General features: G+C 42.5%; 17 protein-coding genes. 8 read left to right on the top strand and 9 right to left on the bottom strand.

The features are described from left to right. Positions 1–50 precede the first annotated feature (50 nt). The 3 genes from UF05_RS11040 (at position 51) to UF05_RS11030 (ending at position 2,005) form a co-directional block, all read left to right on the top strand. Positions 51–746: an IclR family transcriptional regulator gene (locus UF05_RS11040; RefSeq protein ID WP_045545250.1), complete on the top strand. Its 696-nt coding sequence runs from the start codon at positions 51–53 to the stop codon at positions 744–746. A 106-nt stretch (positions 747–852) separates the two neighbouring features. Then, positions 853–1,242, top strand: coding sequence for a GlcG/HbpS family heme-binding protein (locus UF05_RS11035; RefSeq protein WP_197065581.1), 390 nt, complete (start codon positions 853–855; stop codon positions 1,240–1,242). 10 nt (positions 1,243–1,252) lie between these two features. Then, the gene (locus UF05_RS11030) at positions 1,253–2,005 is read left to right on the top strand and encodes an SDR family NAD(P)-dependent oxidoreductase (RefSeq protein WP_045545249.1); all 753 of its coding nucleotides are present in this window, start codon (positions 1,253–1,255) and stop codon (positions 2,003–2,005) included. 45 nt (positions 2,006–2,050) lie between these two features. Here the strand turns inward: UF05_RS11030 and UF05_RS11025 are convergent, their stop codons facing one another. Next, a complete protein-coding gene (locus tag UF05_RS11025; protein ID WP_045545248.1) occupies positions 2,051–2,932 on the bottom strand; it encodes a LysR family transcriptional regulator in 882 nt (293 codons plus the stop codon). 188 nt (positions 2,933–3,120) lie between these two features. Between UF05_RS11025 and UF05_RS11020 the strand changes: the two genes are divergently transcribed. Together UF05_RS11020 and UF05_RS11015 are read left to right on the top strand one after the other, a co-directional pair. Then, on the top strand, positions 3,121–4,317 hold the full coding sequence (locus tag UF05_RS11020; protein ID WP_045545247.1) for an MFS transporter: 1,197 nt from the start codon (positions 3,121–3,123) through the stop codon (positions 4,315–4,317). 83 nt (positions 4,318–4,400) lie between these two features. Then, complete coding sequence (locus tag UF05_RS11015) at positions 4,401–5,093, top strand: SDR family oxidoreductase (protein ID WP_045545246.1); 693 nt, start codon at positions 4,401–4,403, stop codon at positions 5,091–5,093. Between the two features lie 457 nt (positions 5,094–5,550). On the opposite strand, the gene UF05_RS11010 is transcribed toward UF05_RS11015, so the two are convergent. The 3 genes from UF05_RS11010 to UF05_RS11000 form a co-directional block, all read right to left on the bottom strand. Further along, complete coding sequence (locus UF05_RS11010) at positions 5,551–5,805, bottom strand: helix-turn-helix domain-containing protein (RefSeq protein ID WP_045545245.1); 255 nt, start codon at positions 5,803–5,805, stop codon at positions 5,551–5,553. 287 nt (positions 5,806–6,092) lie between these two features. Continuing rightward, positions 6,093–6,578 (bottom strand): hypothetical protein, encoded by a 486-nt coding sequence (locus tag UF05_RS11005; RefSeq protein ID WP_017634308.1) that lies wholly within the window; start codon positions 6,576–6,578, stop codon positions 6,093–6,095. A 153-nt stretch (positions 6,579–6,731) separates the two neighbouring features. Next, positions 6,732–7,022 carry a helix-turn-helix transcriptional regulator gene (locus tag UF05_RS11000; RefSeq protein WP_045545244.1) on the bottom strand — a complete coding sequence of 97 codons (291 nt, stop codon included), beginning with the start codon at positions 7,020–7,022 and terminating at the stop codon, positions 6,732–6,734. A gap of 747 nt (positions 7,023–7,769) precedes the next feature. Here UF05_RS11000 and UF05_RS26545 point away from each other — a divergent pair. Genes UF05_RS26545 through UF05_RS10990 form a run of 3 tightly spaced genes read left to right on the top strand, consistent with a single transcriptional unit; the run spans position 7,770 to position 9,841 of the window. Then, entirely contained in the window at positions 7,770–8,240 is a 471-nt protein-coding gene (locus tag UF05_RS26545) for a hypothetical protein (protein ID WP_231583860.1), read from the top strand. A 43-nt stretch (positions 8,241–8,283) separates the two neighbouring features. Then, positions 8,284–8,520 (top strand): hypothetical protein, encoded by a 237-nt coding sequence (locus tag UF05_RS26540; RefSeq protein WP_231583857.1) that lies wholly within the window; start codon positions 8,284–8,286, stop codon positions 8,518–8,520. Next, a complete protein-coding gene (locus tag UF05_RS10990) occupies positions 8,510–9,841 on the top strand; it encodes a relaxase/mobilization nuclease domain-containing protein (RefSeq protein ID WP_045545243.1) in 1,332 nt (443 codons plus the stop codon). The genes UF05_RS26540 and UF05_RS10990 overlap by 11 nt, the downstream gene beginning before the upstream one ends. A gap of 120 nt (positions 9,842–9,961) precedes the next feature. On the opposite strand, the gene UF05_RS10985 is transcribed toward UF05_RS10990, so the two are convergent. From UF05_RS10985 to UF05_RS10965, 5 genes are read right to left on the bottom strand one after another with little or no spacing between them, the layout of a single operon-like run. Beyond that, positions 9,962–13,411 (bottom strand): SNF2-related protein, encoded by a 3,450-nt coding sequence (locus tag UF05_RS10985; RefSeq protein ID WP_045545242.1) that lies wholly within the window; start codon positions 13,409–13,411, stop codon positions 9,962–9,964. After that, the gene (locus UF05_RS10980) at positions 13,402–14,853 is read right to left on the bottom strand and encodes an EH signature domain-containing protein (protein WP_045545241.1); all 1,452 of its coding nucleotides are present in this window, start codon (positions 14,851–14,853) and stop codon (positions 13,402–13,404) included. Before UF05_RS10980 ends, UF05_RS10985 begins: the two co-directional genes overlap by 10 nt. Beyond that, positions 14,850–15,584 carry an OmpA/MotB family protein gene (locus UF05_RS10975; protein ID WP_006741471.1) on the bottom strand — a complete coding sequence of 245 codons (735 nt, stop codon included), beginning with the start codon at positions 15,582–15,584 and terminating at the stop codon, positions 14,850–14,852. The genes UF05_RS10980 and UF05_RS10975 overlap by 4 nt, the downstream gene beginning before the upstream one ends. After that, entirely contained in the window at positions 15,577–17,697 is a 2,121-nt protein-coding gene (zorA, locus tag UF05_RS10970) for an anti-phage ZorAB system protein ZorA (protein ID WP_045545240.1), read from the bottom strand. The genes UF05_RS10975 and zorA overlap by 8 nt, the downstream gene beginning before the upstream one ends. A gap of 56 nt (positions 17,698–17,753) precedes the next feature. Continuing rightward, positions 17,754–20,825 carry a type I restriction endonuclease subunit R gene (locus UF05_RS10965; RefSeq protein WP_045545239.1) on the bottom strand — a complete coding sequence of 1,024 codons (3,072 nt, stop codon included), beginning with the start codon at positions 20,823–20,825 and terminating at the stop codon, positions 17,754–17,756. Positions 20,826–20,845: the final 20 nt, after the last annotated feature.

The raw sequence follows: 20,845 nt of genomic DNA, 5'->3' as shown, positions 1-20,845 counted from the left end.
CTAAAACGAGTTATAGGCACCTTCACTTATCACTGTTGTTAAGGAGAAATATGGATACTAAGGGCAAAACCATTCAGTCGTTGGAGCGCGGTTTCATGATTTTAGAAACACTCTCTTTCGCAGAATCGCCACTGTCTCTGCAAGACATTACCCAATCAGTAAAATTAGCGAAAACAACCGTATATGGGCTGCTCGCAACGTTAGTCATACTAGGGTATGTAGAACGTACCAAACAAACATACCAACTCGGTTTAAGACTGAGAGAGCTATCTAAGCCACTCGAACAACGGGACGAACTTGTTCGTCGCCATTTTTACCCACTTTTAAAGAAAATGGCACTGCTTTCCAATAACACAGCTTATCTCGCAATCCAAAGTGGGGCTGATGAGTACCTTTATATCGACGCAATAGAAAAAGATAATCCCTTGACGATACGCAGCCCAAGAGGACGCCGAGAAAGTTTAATTGACTCTGCCATTGGGAAAATATTTGTTTCTTTTAACCCTCAACTAAAAAGAATACTAAGAATGCAAGGTGAGTTAACACCATGGTTGGAGATGGAAATTGAGCAGATTTCCCAACAAGGATTTTCATTGGATCTAGAGCAAGCAGAGCCTGGGCTGCACTGTTTGGCTATTCCTCTTTATATGAATGGTGATCTTGTCGCTGCTGCGGGTTTAAGTGGTGCTGCTGATGAACTCACTGAGGCAAAATTGCGTCATTTTGCTCAAGTATTTCTGAGGTGATTCGACATTATCGAATCTTACTTACTTTTCACACGGTTCGAATGCCCCCCAGGATTTATCTAATTAAACTGATCGCGTCATTCACGATCATAATTAGGAGACGCCTGTGATTTCTCTCAACTTAGCAAAACAGATCACTGCGATAGCTATACAACAAGCGAAACAACAAGAATTTAACATCTGTGTCAGTGTTGTTGATCAAGCTGGATTATTAGTCCATTTTGAACGCATGGATAATGCATTGCTCGGCGCGATTGATGTGGCGATAAAAAAGGCCAGAACAGCAGCGCTTTTCCAAACCAATAGTGCTGAACTTGGTGCGATCGCACAACCTGGAGGTGCGATTTATACACTTGAAGCCACGAATGGAGGACTTATTTCCTTTGGTGGTGTGATCCTCCGTAACGAACAAGGTAATGTTATTGGCGCTATAGGGGTTGCAGGAGCGACCGTTGAAGCCGATGAAGCCATTGCACAAGTTGCAGCTCGTCAATAAGGAGATCCAGATGAAAACGGTAGTGATTACTGGCTCAGCTTCTGGCATGGGGTTAGCGGCTAGTAAGTTGTTTCTAGAAAAACATTGGCGCGTTCTGATGATAGACACCAACGAGGAGCACGGGCAACAGCAATGTTTGAAACTTCAAAGCCAAGGTTTTACTGAGGTTTATTTTCAACGTTGTGATATCACTCAAGCATCACAGGTCTCGCAGGTCGCCGAGTTTGCAATTGACAACTTTGGACAAGTTGACAGCGTGATCAACAATGCTGGAGTTTGGCGTGGTGGTGAACTACATCAAACAACAGAGACAGATTGGGACTTATTGTTTGATGTTGATGTGAAATCGATATTTTTGATGAGTAAGTACTTTGTGCCATACATGATTGCACAAGGTGGAGGGACTATTGTAAATACTGCTTCAGTATCAGGGCTGAATGGGGATCATCAGATGGCAGCCTACAATGCAGCAAAAGGAGCAGTTGTTAACTTAGTCCGAGCGATGGCACTCGATTATGGAAAATATAACATTAGAGTAAACAATGTATGTCCTGCCGCTTGCGCTACTCCAATGTTTCTTGCCAACGCCAAAGAAGTGATTGACACATTTAATCAGGCCAACCCTCTAGGCAGGATCTGCACGCCAGAGGAAGTCGCTGAAGCAATGTACTTCTTGGCCTCTGATGCATCAAGCTCATGCAATGGTATCAACCTACCTATTTCTGGTGGCTTAGAGCTGCATACTGGTCAACCGATACAATAAAATCGATATAAAAGCGAGGTCGGCAACGGCCTCGCTTGGAACGATTTACAGATCCAGTTTCGGCTGAATAAAATCGATAAAAGCAGAAATCCGCTTGGCAACAGAAGAAGACTTATAGTAGACGGCATTAATTTGCTCCCTGCCTGAGTTGCCGGTTTTTTCACCTTCTAACAACGCAATTAATCTTCCTTCCGCAATATCTTTTTTCACCATAAAGCCTGATAGGCAGGCGATTCCATTTCCCATCAATGCTAGCTGTCTCACCGTTTCACCGTTACTTGAGGTCAGCGTGGGTGTCAGCCCTGAAAATCCTTTCAGAGGCCATTCGTTGAGTGTTTTTGGTGTTGAAAATCCGATGGTATCGTGATGTTCCAAATCACTGCTCTTACTCGGAAAGCCGCGCTTTGATAAATAATCAGGTGAAGCAACAATGTAAAGTAAACTTCGGCCAAGAGGCCTTGCATGTAAAGTTGAATCATTTAATGCACCGATACGAATAGCGATATCGGTTTTCTTTTCTAGCAAATCAACAAAACCTTCATTAGAAGTTAACTCCAACTCAATATCAGGATAGGCTTGATTAAATGGCTGAACGAGTGGAACTAACTGGTGAAACACAAATGGACTGGCGGCATCAACACGCAGCCGCCCTTTGGGTAATTCCCCACGGGATATGATCTCGTCTTCCGCTTGCTGCAACTGCATCAGCCCTATTCTTACCGACTCAACGAATTGCCGCCCCTCATCCGTTAATTCAATCCGTCTTGTGGTTCGGTTTAATATCGTCACGCCAAGTTGGCTTTCTACCTTACTCACCGCTCGTGATACGCGTGCCACCTGTATATCGAGACTTTCTGCCGCCGCAGTAAATCCACCAGTATCAACGACAGTAAGTAGAATTTCTAAATCGTCCGATTTCGTGCGCATGCTTGCCTACCATTTACTCAACAGTTTCGTTTAATTATTGCATTTATAGCAAATATCATTTGTTAAATAACCTATTTTTTGCAACTACATTTCCACGCAAAATCCCTCCATCAAATCACGGCAGCACGACAAGTTGATAAGTACATTCGCTGCTGTTTACTAGAACCTAATAAAAGAGAGTAAATGATATGCCATTAGCACTTCTTGCATTGACGCTCAGCGCCTTTGCTATCGGAACGACGGAGTTTGTGATCGTGGGGTTGCTCCCGACCATGGCTTCGGACCTAAACGTCTCACTGCCATCCGCAGGACTGCTGGTGAGCCTTTATGCACTCGGTGTTGCGATTGGCGCACCTGTCTTAACTGCACTAACGGGAAAGTGGAACCGTAAGCACGTCCTCATTGCTGTTATGTCATTGTTTGTGATTGGCAACTTATTGGCATGGCAAGCACCTGGTTACAACACCCTTATCGTTGCTCGCATTTTGACTGGTTTAGCTCACGGTGTCTTTTTCTCTATCGGCTCTACGATTGCAACAAGCCTAGTCCCCAAAGAAAAAGCAGCCAGCGCGATTGCGATTATGTTCACGGGATTAACCGTGGCATTAGTAACGGGCGTGCCGCTCGGTACTTACATCGGCCAAACCTTTGGTTGGCAATCGACGTTTTTGATTGTAGCGCTATTGGGACTGATTGCGCTGATTGGTAGTGCGTTCTTAGTGCCAAGCAACCTAAAACAGCCTGCTGCCGCGAAACTGTCATCGCAGCTAAAAGTGCTCACTCAACCAAGGTTACTACTGGTGTATGCAATTACCGCACTCGGCTACGGTGGTACCTTTACCGCTTTCACTTTCCTAGCGCCGATTTTGCAACAGGAAACAGGATTCAGCGCCAATGCAATCAGCCTAATTATGTTGGTATACGGCGTATCAGTAGCGATTGGTAATATTTGGGGCGGCAAAATGGCCGATAAGATGGGGCCAATTAAAGCGCTGACAATTATTTTTGCGGGACTCGCCACCGTATTAGTTGTATTTAACTTTACGGCCGTTAACCCTATCGCCGCAGTAGCGACCATTTTAGTTTGGGGGGCCTTTGCATTCGGTAATGTTCCTGGCTTACAAGTCTATGTGGTTAAACTGGCTGAAAAATACACTCCTGATGCGGTAGACGTCGCTTCTGGTCTAAACATTGCGGCGTTTAACGTGGGTATTGCGCTTGGCTCTTGGGGCGGCGGTATGATTGTGTCAGAAATGGGCTTAATGCATACCCCTTGGATTGGAGCCGTGATAGTGATCGTTGCGCTCGCTCTTACTCGAATGAGTGGACGTCTTGATAAACGTACAGCAGTTCATTTGTCGGAAGCAAACGTACTTGTGAAGTAAGTATCACGACAATGGTTACAAGCTGGTCAAGGCTCGGCATTGACCAGCTAATTCTTACTTATAATCAACTTAGGTAGCTCACAATGAAAACGGTTTTTATCACTGGCGCCAATCGAGGCTTGGGCCTAGAGCTTGTTAAACAATACGCTCAGCGTGGATGGCGTGTGATTGCATGCTGCCGTGACATCAATACAGCTCAGGCTTTGTGTCTCTTGGTACAAACTTATCCCACCATTTGTATTCATCCGCTCGACGTGAGTAACGAGTCCCATATTCTCGCTTTGACAGAAAAATTTGCGGACATCGCCATTGATGTACTCATTCATAACGCAGGAGTGAGCGGAGATGAATGTGAAAGCCTAGGCAACATGGGGCAAAAGGAGTGGATAAATGTATTAAACGTCAACACCATTGCGCCCATGTTAATCACGCAGGCTTTGCTTAATAACATTCTTGCGGGTGAAGATAAAACCATCATTGGGATGACTTCAATACTCGCTAGCATCGATGACAACCGCTCTGGTGGTCGATACAGCTATCGCGCATCAAAAGCCGCCCTCAACCAAATAATTAAATCTCTGGCTTGTGAGCTATCCGAAGTGGGAGTGAAGACTATGGCAATTCATCCTGGTTGGGTACAAACCGATATGGGCGGAAAGGATGGCAAGGTAACAGTAGAAGAGAGTGTTAAAGGCATGCTTAATGTTATCGACAATTTAAAACTTAAGCATTCAGGTTCATTTTTTGTCTACGATGGCACTCAATTGCCGTGGTAAGCCCTGTAGTTACGTCACATGCAAGTTCTAAGGGTATGATATGCTTTTATTTATAGTTTTAATCCTTTCTATTGTCGGTTTGATCTGGTGGTATTTACACAAAGTCTCCCGTGATATTTCCCAAATTGACTGGGATTGGGATGACGATGAGATCCTATAAATTGATATTGCCTGAATCTATGGCAGGTCACATTACATATTCTAAGGAAAAACTACGAGCCTGCTCTGGACTGAGTAAATACTTTAACGTGAAATGGGGCAAAGACGTGCTAGCGAAGATCGTGCTGCCATGTGATCACCAAGCGATTCTGTCGTATCGTAACTTAGAAGGATTTCTTCCTAATTGCCCGTTCGGAATGGGGAAAAATAAGCTGGTCGCACATTCATCGATTTGCTAACTCGATGATGATTGTGAGAGAACAACCTAATTATAAAGTTGGCTTTGTTTTACAGCGTTTTACCAATCATCTGGCTCACGAAGCTTTGCTTCTTGTCGGCTTACAGCTTTATCTTGAATATGTAGCTCTAGGTCGAGAGATGACAGAAGGCGCATCAGACTTTCGATGCTAGAAGAGGCCGGATCGCGTTCAAGCTTTGATACTGTTGTCTGTTTTAACCCAACAATGTCGCCGGCTTTAGTCTGGTTGCGTCCTTGAGTTCTGCGTACATCACGTAGGTATATTCCCAGTTGCATAGGACTTGTTATGAGCATATCTGCCTCCAATGTAAAAGTTATCCTCTATAGGGGATATTAGCACTTTATCCCCTTTAGGGGTTAGAGGTAATTGTAGTAGCGTTTGTTTTGATGGAGAGATTAATTGAGATGCGTCAAATATTCCTAGATCCAAAGCGTCATTCGATTTGCTGTCAATTTGTGCTTTTAAACTCTCTCGTCGATGCGTGTACAGCGATGCCAAAAACCGCTCTACGATGCACTTGTTGCTCTCAAACCTCTGCCAAACAACATCACATAGTGTACCGATGGCTTAAAACGTCGCTTCAAATGGCAATAATCCCGCTAACTGATGCGCATAGTTTTCCCAAAACTGACACTGCTCTCTCGTCATAAAAACGAACGTCAAACGTTAACCCTGGGTTTTGGTCTGACAAAGCAAAAACTATCTCCTTAGGATACGTATTTAGGGTGGTGAATATGATTGGTTCTAAATGCGGAGTCCCTTCTTCGCATGCTTCCTGAAACCGAAGCAAATTAATATAGTCCCCCATATCTGCAGGAAAATCATCTTTCCATGGATTAAAGCATCGATAAGGCACACCGCATTCAAATACATCGCAGGCCCCCCAATGGCGCATCATCCACGGCTCTTTTATAAAGTAATCCGTGGCGTTTCGTATCGCCGCTGGCATCGGGACAATGTTGTTGAAGTCAATTTGACCAAAGTGGTCAACAATATTAAGGTACAGTGCTTTGCACTTCTCTGAATCGCCACTTATGGTCAATTCACTGGTAATTCGATAAGTCATATATTAATTCCTATTTTTATTATTGTTTTTAATCAGGTATAGATAAGACACCTATCATTAGAGAGTCGTAGAAACGCCTTTACTGTCTTGAAATGAATAGGCGTTCAATTTCTGAATTAAGCTCTGCGCTTTAGCGCAGAGCTCGATGGCCTCTTACTGAAAGTTCATATATTGCAGGAGCGGATTCGCCTGTTTGAGCGTCTGACGCTGAGCAAGCAGCTCAGCGACCACACGTTTTTTGTCTTCTCCTATTGCACAGGCAATAAGAAACGCATCGACTTCATGCGACATGAAGCCCACAGCCTTTGGACCCAGTTGTACTGCGGGCGGAAATGTGCCATCATTAATTCGGCGATGTAAGGTAGCTTGAGATAAACCAACGCGTTTTAATACGTCAGCTTTTTTTTCTATTTTCAGTTGATTAATTGGGTGTATAAGCGCCATGAGACGCCTCCGTTTATTTTTATTATTATGGCTCAAGGAGCCGTTAAAAATATAATATTCGAGTTTTAAAGTGAAAATCAATCATTTTTTCGTATTTATTTAACCAAAAGTAAATATACATGCCTTATATATTTCACGGAAGGCAAAATATATAAACCTCATATATTAAATATCATATCGATATAGCCTGCCATAGCAATCAAGAATAGATAAGTATTAGCACAACCTCTCTATTAATTCATTTCATTCAATAATCACCCCTCTCGTTTATTTTTACGCCCCATAAAACTAAGCTTAATCTATGTAATATCCGCCCCGACAACTACTTACTCAGTTCCAGTGAGACGGCCTGAAAGCGACTGAAAGCACCAGAGACACAATGATAGTGCGGCGCAAATTCTTTGTCGAAAACGGCATTTTCGATGTCGTAACGCGCACTTTCCCTGTCGCACTCAACAAATTCCGTGTCATATTACGCAGTAAATACAGGTTATTCAAACCGCCATATGATATCTAATTAACTTAAATTAAAATAAACACTTTCAATCTCATTAATTATATCGTTATAATAAAAACACTCAGAACAAAAACAGTAACAAGCTGATATCGTACGTTCTTATTTGTTCCAAATAAAAACAAACGAAAGCATGCCTCACTGCGCGAGGTTGCGCTAACAGCCTTCGGCGTTATCGCTTGAAAACACAAAACACTCTAAATAATTAAAATAATAAATAGAGAATTAAAAAAATGGACATTAATATAAATACAGTCGCAGCAACTGTCATTCGCTGCACATCTAGAAAACATAAACAAATACTGTCGGCATTCATTGAAAGTCACAGCTACTCAGCAGAGGAGTTGACTACACTACTCGCAGGACTGTTACCCTCGCCGATTGAATCTGGGGTAGCCATCGCTTCACACCAAACCTTTATTTCAGAGCTTTCTCACGCTTTATATCTCCACCAACATCCCAATGACGCCGATAAAAATGAACTGATGAATGCACGCAAGTTAATTCGTATCGTTCAGGCGAATTTTAAAAAACGACGAAAAAGTGACAAAGAGCTGTATTGCAAAGCAGTGAAAACCAATCTCACTGAAAGCGAATACCAGCAGTTACTTGAGGTCATGCACAGCTATAATTATAAATCAGTGAGTCGGTTCCTGAGAGAGGTCATAACCCAAAAAACTCACAGTCAAACCTCAACGCAGTGATGAAATCACAGAGTACTTTAAGCAAACAAAGCGCATCGCCACAGTGATGGAGTCACTCATTGACGAAGGTAACCCTGCGTACGACCACGAAATAGCCTGTCAACTGGGTGATGCTCTGTATGAACTAAAACAGAATTTACAACTCACCCGAAATCTAGCTATCGACGCTCATAATTCTCAAACCGCCGAGCTGTTGGCCATGCAATTTTTAGACAGCCGTACATTGCGTGAGCTTTACCGCAGCAAGCTAGAAGTGGAGAACGCCAGTAATGATATTTGAGGAATTACAATGTAAGAATGATAAACAGACGGTGCATGATGCCACGCAATTAGTTCGATATAGTGCCAAGCAAAGTGACGATGTCACACTGCTGATCGAGTATTCATCAAGTCACTCCAAGGGTGACGAACTCGGGGGAACATCGCAGTTTATCTGCGCCAATGAAATCGCTTCAGTTCCCCTGAATGCAAGAAACCAAGATGCCCGAGACATTGATTGGAGCCGTGCGATTGCTGAACTGCAAAGCGCTCACCTAGCTAACCCTAATACGAAACAACCCTTCCGCCATTTTGTTGTCTCCCTCGCAGAGGGGGAACAGTTACCCCTAACCCAATGGCGAAACACGATCAAAAAGCTGATGAATCATTTAGGGTATGAGCATGCTCGTTATATCGCTTTTAAACACTCAGACACAGACAATGAGCATGTTCACATTATCGTTTCAACAACCGATTTGCTGACAGGTAAAATCATTTCGAACTGGCAATCACACCTCAAAGCGCAAGAAATTATGAGGGAGCAAGAAGTTACGCTAGGGTTACAAACCGTGCAAAGCTCAGGGAAGCTGCACTCAAGTTACGACTCTGATGTACAAGGCGAAAAAGAGAAAACGGTGATTCGTATGATGAGAAGAAAAGTGGATGCGGCGATTCGTACTCTCCCTTCTGCTTGTTCGTTGGCTCAGTTTGAAATGGTATTGCTCAAACAAGGCATTGAAATTGAGCTAATTTCTGACGACACAAATACTCGATTCAAAGGCATCGCTTATCGATTCCATCAGTATCGTTTTACAGGCTCGTCTCTACGCAGTGGCAATAAATATACACTAGGTAAGCTAATCAAAAATGGTGTGGTGTATGCCGATGCCCTACTCATCGAGAATTACAATAGGCACCAAGCAAAGATTGCACAAGCTAAGGCTCATTTTAACGAAATTCGTAGCATGGCGATTAAGCACGCAGACAAACTCAAAGTGGACATTGAAGCATACGAGCATCAGCAATACCGTTCCCTCCTCTTTTCATTTGCTCGAAGCCAAGAAGCGGCAATGGAAGCTGAAGTGGAATACTGGTTTGAGTATGCAAAGCGTATTCGTTCAACTCGTGACAAAGCTATCGTTAGAGCTATTTATGAGTGTGAACGGGGGATTTACAGTGCTGCTGGGACAATGAGCACACTATTCTACCACCTTTTAATCACTATATTGGAACAAGCATTTAATCAAGACACTAATCTGACAGTTACGCCTATAATTCAGAAAATGGCGGACAGTCACGAGAAACAAAATGAGTTAAACCTTCAATCAACTTTAACCGTGTAACAACACCCAGCTAAGCAGGGCTAAACTCAATTTAAGTGTGTGATCCATAGATATCCTTTCAACCATACTGGATGTCTATAAACAGAGAAATCCGCCAAAGACGACAATGGGCAAAAATGGCTAAACTTTCAGTCTTTCTTTGCCCAGTCTCGATAATATTTCTTTCAGAGTAATTTCATATTCTTCAAGGTAAGTCAACAATTGTGTTCTGCCCAAAATTTCAACACCACATGTGGCAGCAATTTCATGAGTTCGCTTAGCTAACGAAGGTGAATTGGTAACAAAAATCAAACGCTCAAAAGAACTTCTCATTGCTGCTTCATAAATAGGTTTCGCAGAGTGAATCTCCTGAATTCCTTTATAGCCATCATATTGTCGTTGCGTAAACTTAGCTTGCACTAGAATGTTGCCACGATTACTGAGTAACACACCGTCAGCACCATGATCAGCACCACTATTCGTAAGCCACGCACTTTCACTATCCGTAATCTTTGCCAGCAATTCTACACATAACGCTTCAAATTGCTGCCAACTTAACTTATCAAGTTCTGCCGCTGTAATACGTTTATCAATCAAATCACCAGAAACTACTCCCCCAACACCTGCTGGCTGTGGAACCACATCTTCTGGTGTAACAACAGCATCCTTCAGCAACGTTTTTTGGGTAAGTAGCCTATGTAGATTTACGTCAAACGATTCAAATTCGGGATGATGTAAAAGCGGGATATAGATATGTACATCTTTTTCTTGCCCGATACGATAAACCCTATCCGTCGCTTGAGCTTCTTTAGCCGGGTTCCAGTGCCGCTCTAAATGAACCACATGATTCGCACCGACCACAGTTAAACCGACACCAGCCGCGACTGGAGACATTACAATTAAATTAAAGCCTTCTTTTGCTTCAAAGTCTGAAATCATTGATTTTCGAGTTGGGGCAGATTTACGCTTTGCTACGGCTTTCGCATCACCATTAATTACTGAAAGCGGACCTAAGTTATAGATCTGTCCCAAAGTCACGCTTAAGAAGCTTTGCAGTCGTTTGTTAACCGCAAAAATAATGCACTTTTCATGTTTACTTCGTACTCGATCTAAAGTCTCAAGTAAGGAAACTAGTTTTCCTGATTCTCCGTATAAAGCCCTAGCTGATTTTGCATTTTTTGGAATATCAAGGCGACCTCCATCACTTAACCTAGGATGTAACGAACTATCTCTTAGCCTCATCAAAGTGGTAAGTGCGTGGCTCTCTTTATTCTCGAGTTGATTACTAATAGTCCCTTCGTAAACATCTCTCTGGTAGCCAACCATTATCGACTTAAGTTCTTCTAAGTACTTCCAGTTTTCAAAATCTCCGCCAGCATACATATGTTTTATAGGTAACCCTTTAAGGTTGTCCTCTTTAACGCGTCTCAACATCAATGCCCCGACCGCTATGCGAAGTTCTCTTCCAAGCCTAGCTCTTATTTCTTCAACTTCATCACCGGCAGCTTTAAGAATTGGTGAGATATACCGAGCACGAAACTCTTGATAGCTACCCAGATGGCCTGGGCAAGCTGTATCCATTAAACACCAAAAATCGGCTAAGCTGTTTTCTACAGGCGTCCCCGTAGCCACTAGTTTGAAATCAGCTTTTAGACCCTTCGCTGCACGAGTTTGAAGTGCATTTGGGTTTTTAACATTCTGGGCTTCATCGAAAACCACAATCCCCCAATCAATCAAACACATGGAGAACTGGTAATCGCGCAAGGTTTGATAAGTAGTGATAACCAATCGCTCTGGTAGATCTAAACGGCCTGGACCAAAGTGTTTCCCTACTTTCAAAGAATACTTGGGTTCTAAACAATCATCAGATGTGCTCTGGCTTCGAATCTCCACGCCACCCATGCGATAGTCATTTAACTCAGCGGCTGATTGCAAAATAACCACATCTTTGAATGGTAAGTGTTTAAAGGTTTTATCTACCTCATCCTGCCAGTTTTCCAATAAACTCAAAGGAGCGACTATCAGCGCAGGTTTCTTCGTTTCACCACTAATTTTCTGTCGTTGATAAATATGTTCGATCGCAGAGAGGGCCATAAAAGTCTTACCTAACCCCATGTCATCAGCAAGCAAAGCTCCACTAATTTTCGAGTCTGATAAGGTTTTTTGCTCAACGCCTAAAATCCAACGAACACCAATATCCTGATGTGGAAAAGGTGTCCGCTTGTGGTTTTCCCAATTTAACTCACCATCCCAGGAAATATCAGAAATCAGTTGTTCAACTTTAGGAGAATTTTCAGACAACTCTTCATCATTTAGATCAATATCGACAACATGTATTTCTGCGCTTTCTGATTCAGTCTCGGCGTCTTCTTCCTCTCCGTGGCTAGAAAGATCTGTATCAGGGTTAGATATCTTGTGACCTATTTCTTTTAGAACTTTCTCGACAGCTACAGGCTCACTGATATCGTATGATTTTCCTTCATAATCTAAAACCGTTGCTCCGGTTTGTTGAGCATCTTCAATCTTCTTAGTTACGTCCTCAAGAGTTGTTTTATCGCGAATTCTATCAGCCAGCTTAGATATTGGATTAATCACATCAGATGAAGAGGAGGCTCCGAACCAATCTATGCCTGACTCGTCCGTTTCTCCAAAATAAGCGTGTTTAAAAACTGTCGCACCATGAACTCTGATAGAAAAACCTAAATCAAGATCGACTAAGCTCGCATCAATATAGGCTGTAGGGTTTTCCAAGAACGCTTTAACTTGCTGTTGGGGAATTACCCTGTTGCTAATAACTTCTTTTACAGCCATTAGCTTTTCTTCAGAAAACAAGACTATTTCATCACCCACTTTCAGAGTAACTGCGTTGTCGCTTTGCAACTGCCCCAAAACCTTTTGAATCGACTCATGGCTCGCACTTTGCCCCATGTTTGGCGTCAATATCAGCTCGCCTTGAGAATTCAGTTCTGCTTCTACTGTGATTTTATTTGGTGTCAGAATTCTTAGCTTTTCAAAGTGCTTTAGATTCAACTTACAACCACTCTTTTGAGCCTCTTGTAAAGAGTGTAGGTAAAGTAAGTTATCGTATTCAGACCGAGCAGAATTTCCATGGGCTTTATGTGCGTTAAAGGCCATAAACTGCTCGGGCGTTAACAGGTACTGCTCATTTTGACTAAACCGAATGAAAGGTCCATCCACAGTGTAATTTAGCGTTGTTCGACCCTGTTTGGTTGTTACCGAAAGGTCAACTTTAAAGGTAGGTGTGCTAGCTTTTCCTTGAATATCTGCATCAATAGTTCCTTGCCAAACCGAAGGAAAACCAAACAAGATTCTCAAATCAGAGTCGAGCCTTACCGCTGTATCGGCAGGCATAATAAAGCCATCTGGAAATGAGCTTACATCCCCCTGTTCTTCAAGCATTCTAAGTGCAACATACTGCGCCGTTATCCACTCATCAGCTTTACCAGCTTTAATTTTCTCTAGGGTTTTCTTGGAGGTTGTGAAATCAAGACTATCATCACAGACTAACTCAAATTGAGACGTCTTATCTAGACCAGAAAAGAACTTACTGATTAAAGAGGTTAACTCCACTCTCTCACCCCATAACGTTGTTTAAAGTCAATATAATCTTCATTTGAAAGCACATCTTTAGGCGTCAATTTAATTCCCAGACCTCTAAGTGCTGTAAGTGCTTTTCGCTGCCATGAGTAGCCAATTGGTGAATGCGTTATTTTTGCTACGGCTCCCGATGATAGTCGTGTCATCTGATTATTGATCCCACTGGTTAGCTGAGAATACGTTGGCCTAACAATGTCATAATTAAATACGCATACTGACGAATCTAAATGCTTGTACAGCCACAAGTAACAACTGTGGCTTCCCTCTACCATGTGCGCACCATTCATTTGCACATAAATTATGGATTTATCACCATCTTTAACAGTCGAGAAATTGGGCAAGTGCTTAGGGTCATAATTTCTCTTCAAATACCTTGCAGCATCCTGACTCAAATAAAGTCGTGTATTTGAAATAACCCCCGCATCGAACATCCCCTCTAAGAAACATTTCCTAGATGGGTACATTCTCTGTAGCTCGTAATTAGCTGAAGAGTAGGAATAATCTTCCAACGCTTCCAGAAACAACTTCAAATCCAGTTTTGATAACCATCCGCGAACAGCTTGAATCAGAATTGGTTCTAAACCCTTCCACCACTTAATGTATCTTGGATTTGAACTTGGTACTCGTGGGTCACCGCCAATCGCTAAGATCACATTCATCCAAGGCTCACTGATGTGAGAACCTATCGATCGGCCAATCAAAATTCTAAGAATTTGATGCCCTAACAAACTTTCAGAGTCATATCGAGAATCAAAAACCGCCGTTTTTTGAACCTCCTCTAGGAGAGGATGATCTTGGCCTAATGGTATAGTGTTTAACTGCTCAATATAGTAGATGCCTTTAGCCGCCGTTAAATATCTGCCATTTGCATAACGTTTCAGCTTCATCTCCGCAAGTAAATGATCAAAATCGACATTATTTTGAATCGCCCTTTCCGCAAGCCACTTGGGGCCATTGGTTGACAATATATTTTCATCAAACTGCTCATCATTGCCTCGCAGCCTTTTAGCCTCCAACAACCAGTCTGCTGTAGCTTCCAAGTCTGCCAGTCGGTCATACTCTGATAAGAAATGCTGATAAAACGACTCTATGACTAAAGAGCTTGGTTTTTTTACAATTTCTGTAATTTTATTAAGCAATCTACGCGTAAAGCTGACATTTTTCTTCGCATCCGTATGTAGCGAGAGAGCTAAGGCGCGAACGTGTACAGAGCTATCTATAACGTCCTCAACTCTTTTCTTAGAGGCAAGCGCATTACATACTTCTCCATACGCAGTTCGGAACTTATTGTTTTCAATACCGGCACTCTTAGAAAGCACCTCTAGCTGATTCGATAGATGTGCAAAGTCCTTGATGGCTTGACCAAAAGGATTGGCTGGCAAACTAACTTTGAGCTTTTTTATATTTAAACTCACTGTGCAACAATCCTCTCGAGCTCAGCAATAGATGGTTTCTTAACTGTAAATCGAATATCAATACGCCTATTCTGGCTCTTTTCTTGCTGATTCGACTCTTGTAGATTGGCACGTCTTGTCGCTGCATAACCACTAACAGAGAACAGCTTTGCATGATAAGCGTTTTCTAAGTCACCGAGTTTAGGCGTTAAGCTCAGTTCATTTTGCCAGACATTCCATACAGATATTGCTCGATCAGTAGATAACCCCCAGTTCCCTTTTCCTCTGTAATGGATACTATCGCTATCGGTATGCCCCTCAATAAAAACGGTATCGAGATATTGAAAACGGTCTTTCTTCTGAATTGCAGAATGAAGAACAACACCTATGTCCTTAACTGCTTGCTGTATGGTTGCATCGTTCGGAATTGATGATTTACCTGATGCAAACGTAAGTGTGCTTTCTGGGATCCGAATTACCGTATCGTTATCAGCAATTTCAACAATTACGTTTCTTTTAGCCAGTTCGTCTCGAACATCATAAATTATATTCTTTCTTGCTAACTCAGCTTGCTTAAGCTCTTCGATACCAGCTTCGACATCATTGGTCTTTTGAGTTAATTCAATAATCAGAGCAACAGCTGCAAGTATAAATATAACAAGCAAAGCAGACATTAGATCGGAAAATGAAACCCAGTAGGGATTTTCTTCATCTACTGAGTTTTGTGTATGCGAACGAATACCTCTACGCATGTTGGCTCACTTTATCTTGAATTTCATCGACAACACTAGAAATAGCTCTAACTGCTGTATTCATGCTCTCTGCATACTGTGTACTACTATTGGCCCAAACTTTGAGGTGCTCGGCGGTTTGTCCGTTGGCTTGCTCTGCATAATCTTCAAGCAGTTGAGCCATTTGCTCCGTCAACTCTTTTACATTACGCTTCATTTCTGAAGTGAGTTCGTTTAGATTACCTTTTTGTTCTGCAAGGAACTCATTTTGGGTAGTGCGAAGCGTGCTAAACGACTGCTCTGCACTAATCAGCATATTGTTTATCTGATCTGTAATCGCGCTAAACTTACTTGTATCTTCCAGCAACTGCTCCCTCAACGCTTGAATTTTCACTGCGCCTAGCTGGTTTTGCTCCGCTAAATCCTTCGTGCTGTTAACCGCTTCAGTAACAGCACCAGATAGTTTGTTGCCCGCCTCTTTGATGTTGGAACCGAACACATTCATACTATCAGCGGCAACTCGTAACTCACTCGCCGACTGCTGCATACTCTCAGTAGCTCGAGCAGATGCCGAAACAGATGAATCGATACTATTTTGTAATTGTTTACCTTGCTCAATAATATTATTAGATGTGATTTGTTGTGATTCAGTCGCCGCTTTCACTTGAGCAAGAAGCTCATCCGTTCCAGCTTTCATCGCCTGCGTTTGATTCACAAATATATCATTACGCTCTTTTTCCATCTGACTTGCCATCCCATCTCGTTCAGAGAACGTTTGGGTAAGTTGGCCAACTTGATTCTGAACAAAATCGGTCAACACTTGGCTTTGTGCTGAAACATTTTCTACTAAATCTTTAATCGTACTTTCCATTGAGGAAGCCAATTTCTGTTCACGTTCAGAAGCAGCTGATTCTCTTTTAGTAAGCTGCTCACCTAACTCAGAGACTTGTTTTTCTACAAACCCTGTTAGAACACGCTTCTGCTCATTACCCTGAGTAACTAGCTCAGAAACTTGAACTGAAATAGTTGAGATAAGTTCTTTCTCTCTTTCTGAAGATGCGTTTTGCTGAACTTCCAACTTATTGACGAAAGCAGCCATCGAAGTGCTCATTGATTCTAGCGTCTTATTTACGTTTTGAGACGCAGAGTCCATCGCGACACGTTGTTGCTCGCCTTGTTGACCAAAACCGTCCATGAAAGATTGAAGAACGCTTTCAAGCGCTTTTTGGTTACCATCTGACGTCTCATCAACAAGCTTATTGATAGCTGGAGCCATGATTTTTTCCAGACTACTCTCGAGACCTTGTTGAATACCCTGCGTTGCTTGAACTAATGACTCCTGCATTTTCTCGCCAATTTTCTCAGCAAGTCCTTGTAGGCTTTCTCGAGATTGCTGGCTGTTATTTGCAATAGATTGCAGTTGATATTCCGCACTTAATCGAGGGAACATCCTGTCAATACGGTTTTGCAAAGACTTAATTCTCTTTCTAATTACTTGCTCAAGAATTTTCTCAATGAAGTTGAATGCAACACTGAGTAAGACGCCCCAAACCGATGTCATAAATGCGATTTTTGCACCATTTATAACTCCAGCAACGCCGTTTTTCATCTCATTGACATCAACGTTGCCCGCAATATTTAGATCTGAAAGTCCTAGCTGTAAACCGACAAAGGTGCCAATAACACCCAGAGCCGTTAAAAAACCTGGAACCGCCGCAATCATTCGGTTTTCAGTGCTACCACCAGCTAAACTAGAACTATTAAAGAAGTAGTCGGCATCAAATGTGTTATGCAATCGAACAACGTCATCAGCACCTTTTACTTCGAGCAGTGTTTCGTCAAACTCTAGCCATAAATGCCCTACGGAATTTTTCTTTTTTTCAGCTCTAGAAATCAAATCGCTTCGAACACCTGAAGGGCTCGACTTCTCAGCCTCGCCCAAAGATTTATGCAACCAAGCAACTCGTTGCCACGCACGAGCAAAAGCAGATACTGTCCAAATCAAAAAAAATAGAGCCACACCCCATAAAATAACCACAAACAAAGCACTCAATTGCTCAGGAGTTTGAGGTGGCATTACATTTAGACTGCTCAACTCTGGCCATAAACTGGAGAGATTAAGGCTATTGGTCATTCAAATTATTTCCAAGATTAGTTGTTTAATAAAAATGTTCTTTAGTGTTGGGACTTTTACATCCCAACCATACGCTGCATGCTTTGCGTCCAAGATGCTTTAAAAGCAGGGTCTTGTGCAAACAGCTTGTACAGCTCTAATTCGTCTTTACGGCGTTGAAGCATGATTTCTTTCAACATCTTCTCAAACGCTAGCTCTCGCGTATGAGGGTCTGCGTTGTTTTGGTATTTCGCTTCGAAATCTGGGTGATTTCGGATGCTCTCAGCAATATTCACAAACTTAACGCGCTGCTCTTCTGGGGTTGCGCTCCAACCTTGAAACCAACGTTCGTTAAAGATTTGGATGATCTCATCTAACGGGTCTTTTTCACTTTCAGGACCATGAGCTCCGCGAGGGTTCGGGTTTTGGGGATCTAACTCAGTTTCAGAGTCATCTAGCTCGATGGAATGGTTAAGCTTAACCCTTTGTAATCCATAAGAGCTCAAATCAACTGAATCTAGTAACGAGTCTAGTGCTTCTTTATCTGGGTCTTCGACGCATAGTTTGGGAATCAAAAATTTCAAGAACCAGAACAGTTTTTCCCACTGAACGACCTCATAAGGCATGATAGATGCCATCTGGCCGTAGATTTTCACAAACTGCTTGGCTTTCACTTTGAAATCAATTTTAAATTCGTTCTCAAGTTCTAACTCGTGGTTAAAACGCGCAGCTGCTATGTCAATGATTGGGCTTAGGTCCTGAGCATCTCTTCCTTCAAAGAAACGCTTGTTGAACTCCTCAACTTCAAACCACTCATAAACACCAGTGTCATCCATATCATCTTTTAGCTCATGAAGAACATTGACATCAGTGGCTTCAGAAAGCGTTGTCGATGTATAGAAAGGGTCGAATGCGGTTTTGATATCATCCACTGAGTTGAAGAAATCCAACACAAACAGATCTTCCGTTTTCTTACCGTACTTTGGCGCTGAACGGTTCAAGCGAGACAGCGCTTGCACACACAGTACACTCGCCAGTTTCTTGTCCACATACATGGCACAAAGCTTCGGTTGATCAAAACCTGTCAAATACTTATTCGCCACGACCAACAAACGAAAAGCATCCTGATCTACATGCTTAGGAATTGGGGAGTCCGACTCCTTACGCTTGTAGTTCACATCAAAGTAATCTTTGGTATCACCTTCTGGGAACCCATTAAGATCTGCTTCAGTGTATTCAATACCATCAACTTCTTTGGTGCCAGAGAAGGCAATCGCGACTTTAAATGGGTTACCCATCTTATCGAGTTGCCTTGTTAACGCTCGATAGTAGCGGATAGCTGACTCAATATTTTGAGTAACCACCATGCCTTTGCCTTTACCTTTAAGCTTCTTACCGTTAATCACATGTTTGATAAAATGTTCAAGCATAATCTCGGCTTTGGTATCTATCGTTTCTTGGCTTGCCTCTACATACGCTCGCAAACGCTTCTGCGCTTTTTTACTATCGAACTCAGGGTTATCTTGGATTGATTTTTCAATCTCGTAATAACTCTTATAAGTCGTGTAGTTGGCAATAACATCGAGAATGAAGCCTTCTTCGATCGCTTGTTTCATCGAATACAAATGGAAAGGAGCGTAAGTTCCGTCCGCTTGTCGCTGACCAAACTTTTCTAGAGTGGTGTTTTTAGGCGTTGCGGTGAACGCAAAATAAGAGGCATTTCCACGCATCTTACGAGAGCGCATTGCCTGTAGGATTTTGTCCTGAGCATCTTCCAGCTCTTCCACTTCCTTCTTGCCCATTGCACGGTTCATATTGTCATGAGCGGAGCCTGACTGAGAGCTGTGAGCCTCATCAATAATGACGGCAAAGCGCTTGTCACTTAAATCTGCAATACCATCAATAATGAACGGAAACTTCTGAATGGTGGTAATGATAATTTTCTTGCCACTCTCTAATGCAGACTTTAGCTCAGACGATTTGAACGCTGGTGCAACAATGTTCTTCACTTCGGAGAACTCTTTAATATTGTCGCGTAGCTGCTTATCAAGCAATCGGCGGTCGGTAACGACGATAACCGAATCGAATAGAGGCACTTCTTTCCCTCTACTTCCTGGTAGATCATCGCTAATAGGATAAGTTTCGATGAGCTGATACGCAGCCCATGTAATTGAGTTAGACTTACCTGAACCCGCTGAGTGCTGTATCAAATACGTTTGCCCAACACCATTAACTGAGCAATGATCAACCAAGCGACGTACGACATCCATTTGGTGGTATCGAGGGAAGAACAAAGTTCGTTTATCCAACTGCTTTTTACTGCTGCCATCAAGACGAACAAAGTGCTGAATAATATTAGCGATGCTTTCTTTGCGGAACACCTCTTGCCACAAGTAAGCCGTCTTGTGGCCGTGCGGGTTAGTGGGGTTTCCTTTACCTAGATTGAAGCCTTTATTGAACGGTAAGAAGAATGTCTTTTTACCTGCCAGTTTGGTCGTCATATAGACTTCATCAGTATCAACCGCCATATGAACCAAGCAACGTGCAAAGTTCAACAAAGGTTGATTCGCATCTCTATCATCTCGGTACTGTTTCTGACCATGATAAGCTGCATTTTGTCCCGTCCATTGGTTTTTCAACTCAAGAGTAATCAGCGGAATACCATTGATGAAAAGCACCATATCGATCTCTTCCAATGGATTTGCATTGGAATAACAAACTTGGCGAGTCACACTGAACAGGTTGGCAGAAAAATCTTTTTTTACCTTCTCAGAACTACTGGCAAGTGGCGCTGGATACATTAACGTTAGAAACGCATCATCAACGTCTAGCCCCTTTTTCAACAAACGCAAGACACCATGACGCTTGATCATACGATCAAAACGCTCAAGGATTTTTCTCTGCCAATCGTGAGGGCTGGTGCGCTTAAGTTTTTCTAACTCACTCGCTTGAGTATCTTCGAGGAACTGCCAAAACAAACGGGTATCTAAAGCGTACTGTTTGTCAAAGTCACTTGGAGAGCCAATAAGATAAAGATCATTATTGTAATTAAGAGGCGCTTCACCCAGCGCTAACTCTTCTTTACAAATACCTACTAAACCTTTTTCAATTGCGGCCTCTAGCGCCTGTTCATTTGTTTTACTAACCATAAATACCACGTTGTTTGGTT

The organism is Vibrio sp. S457-15, from assembly GCF_000960545.1.
Lineage (GTDB): Bacteria > Pseudomonadota > Gammaproteobacteria > Enterobacterales > Vibrionaceae > Vibrio > Vibrio parahaemolyticus.
This window is presented reverse-complemented; position numbering and strand designations above follow the sequence as displayed.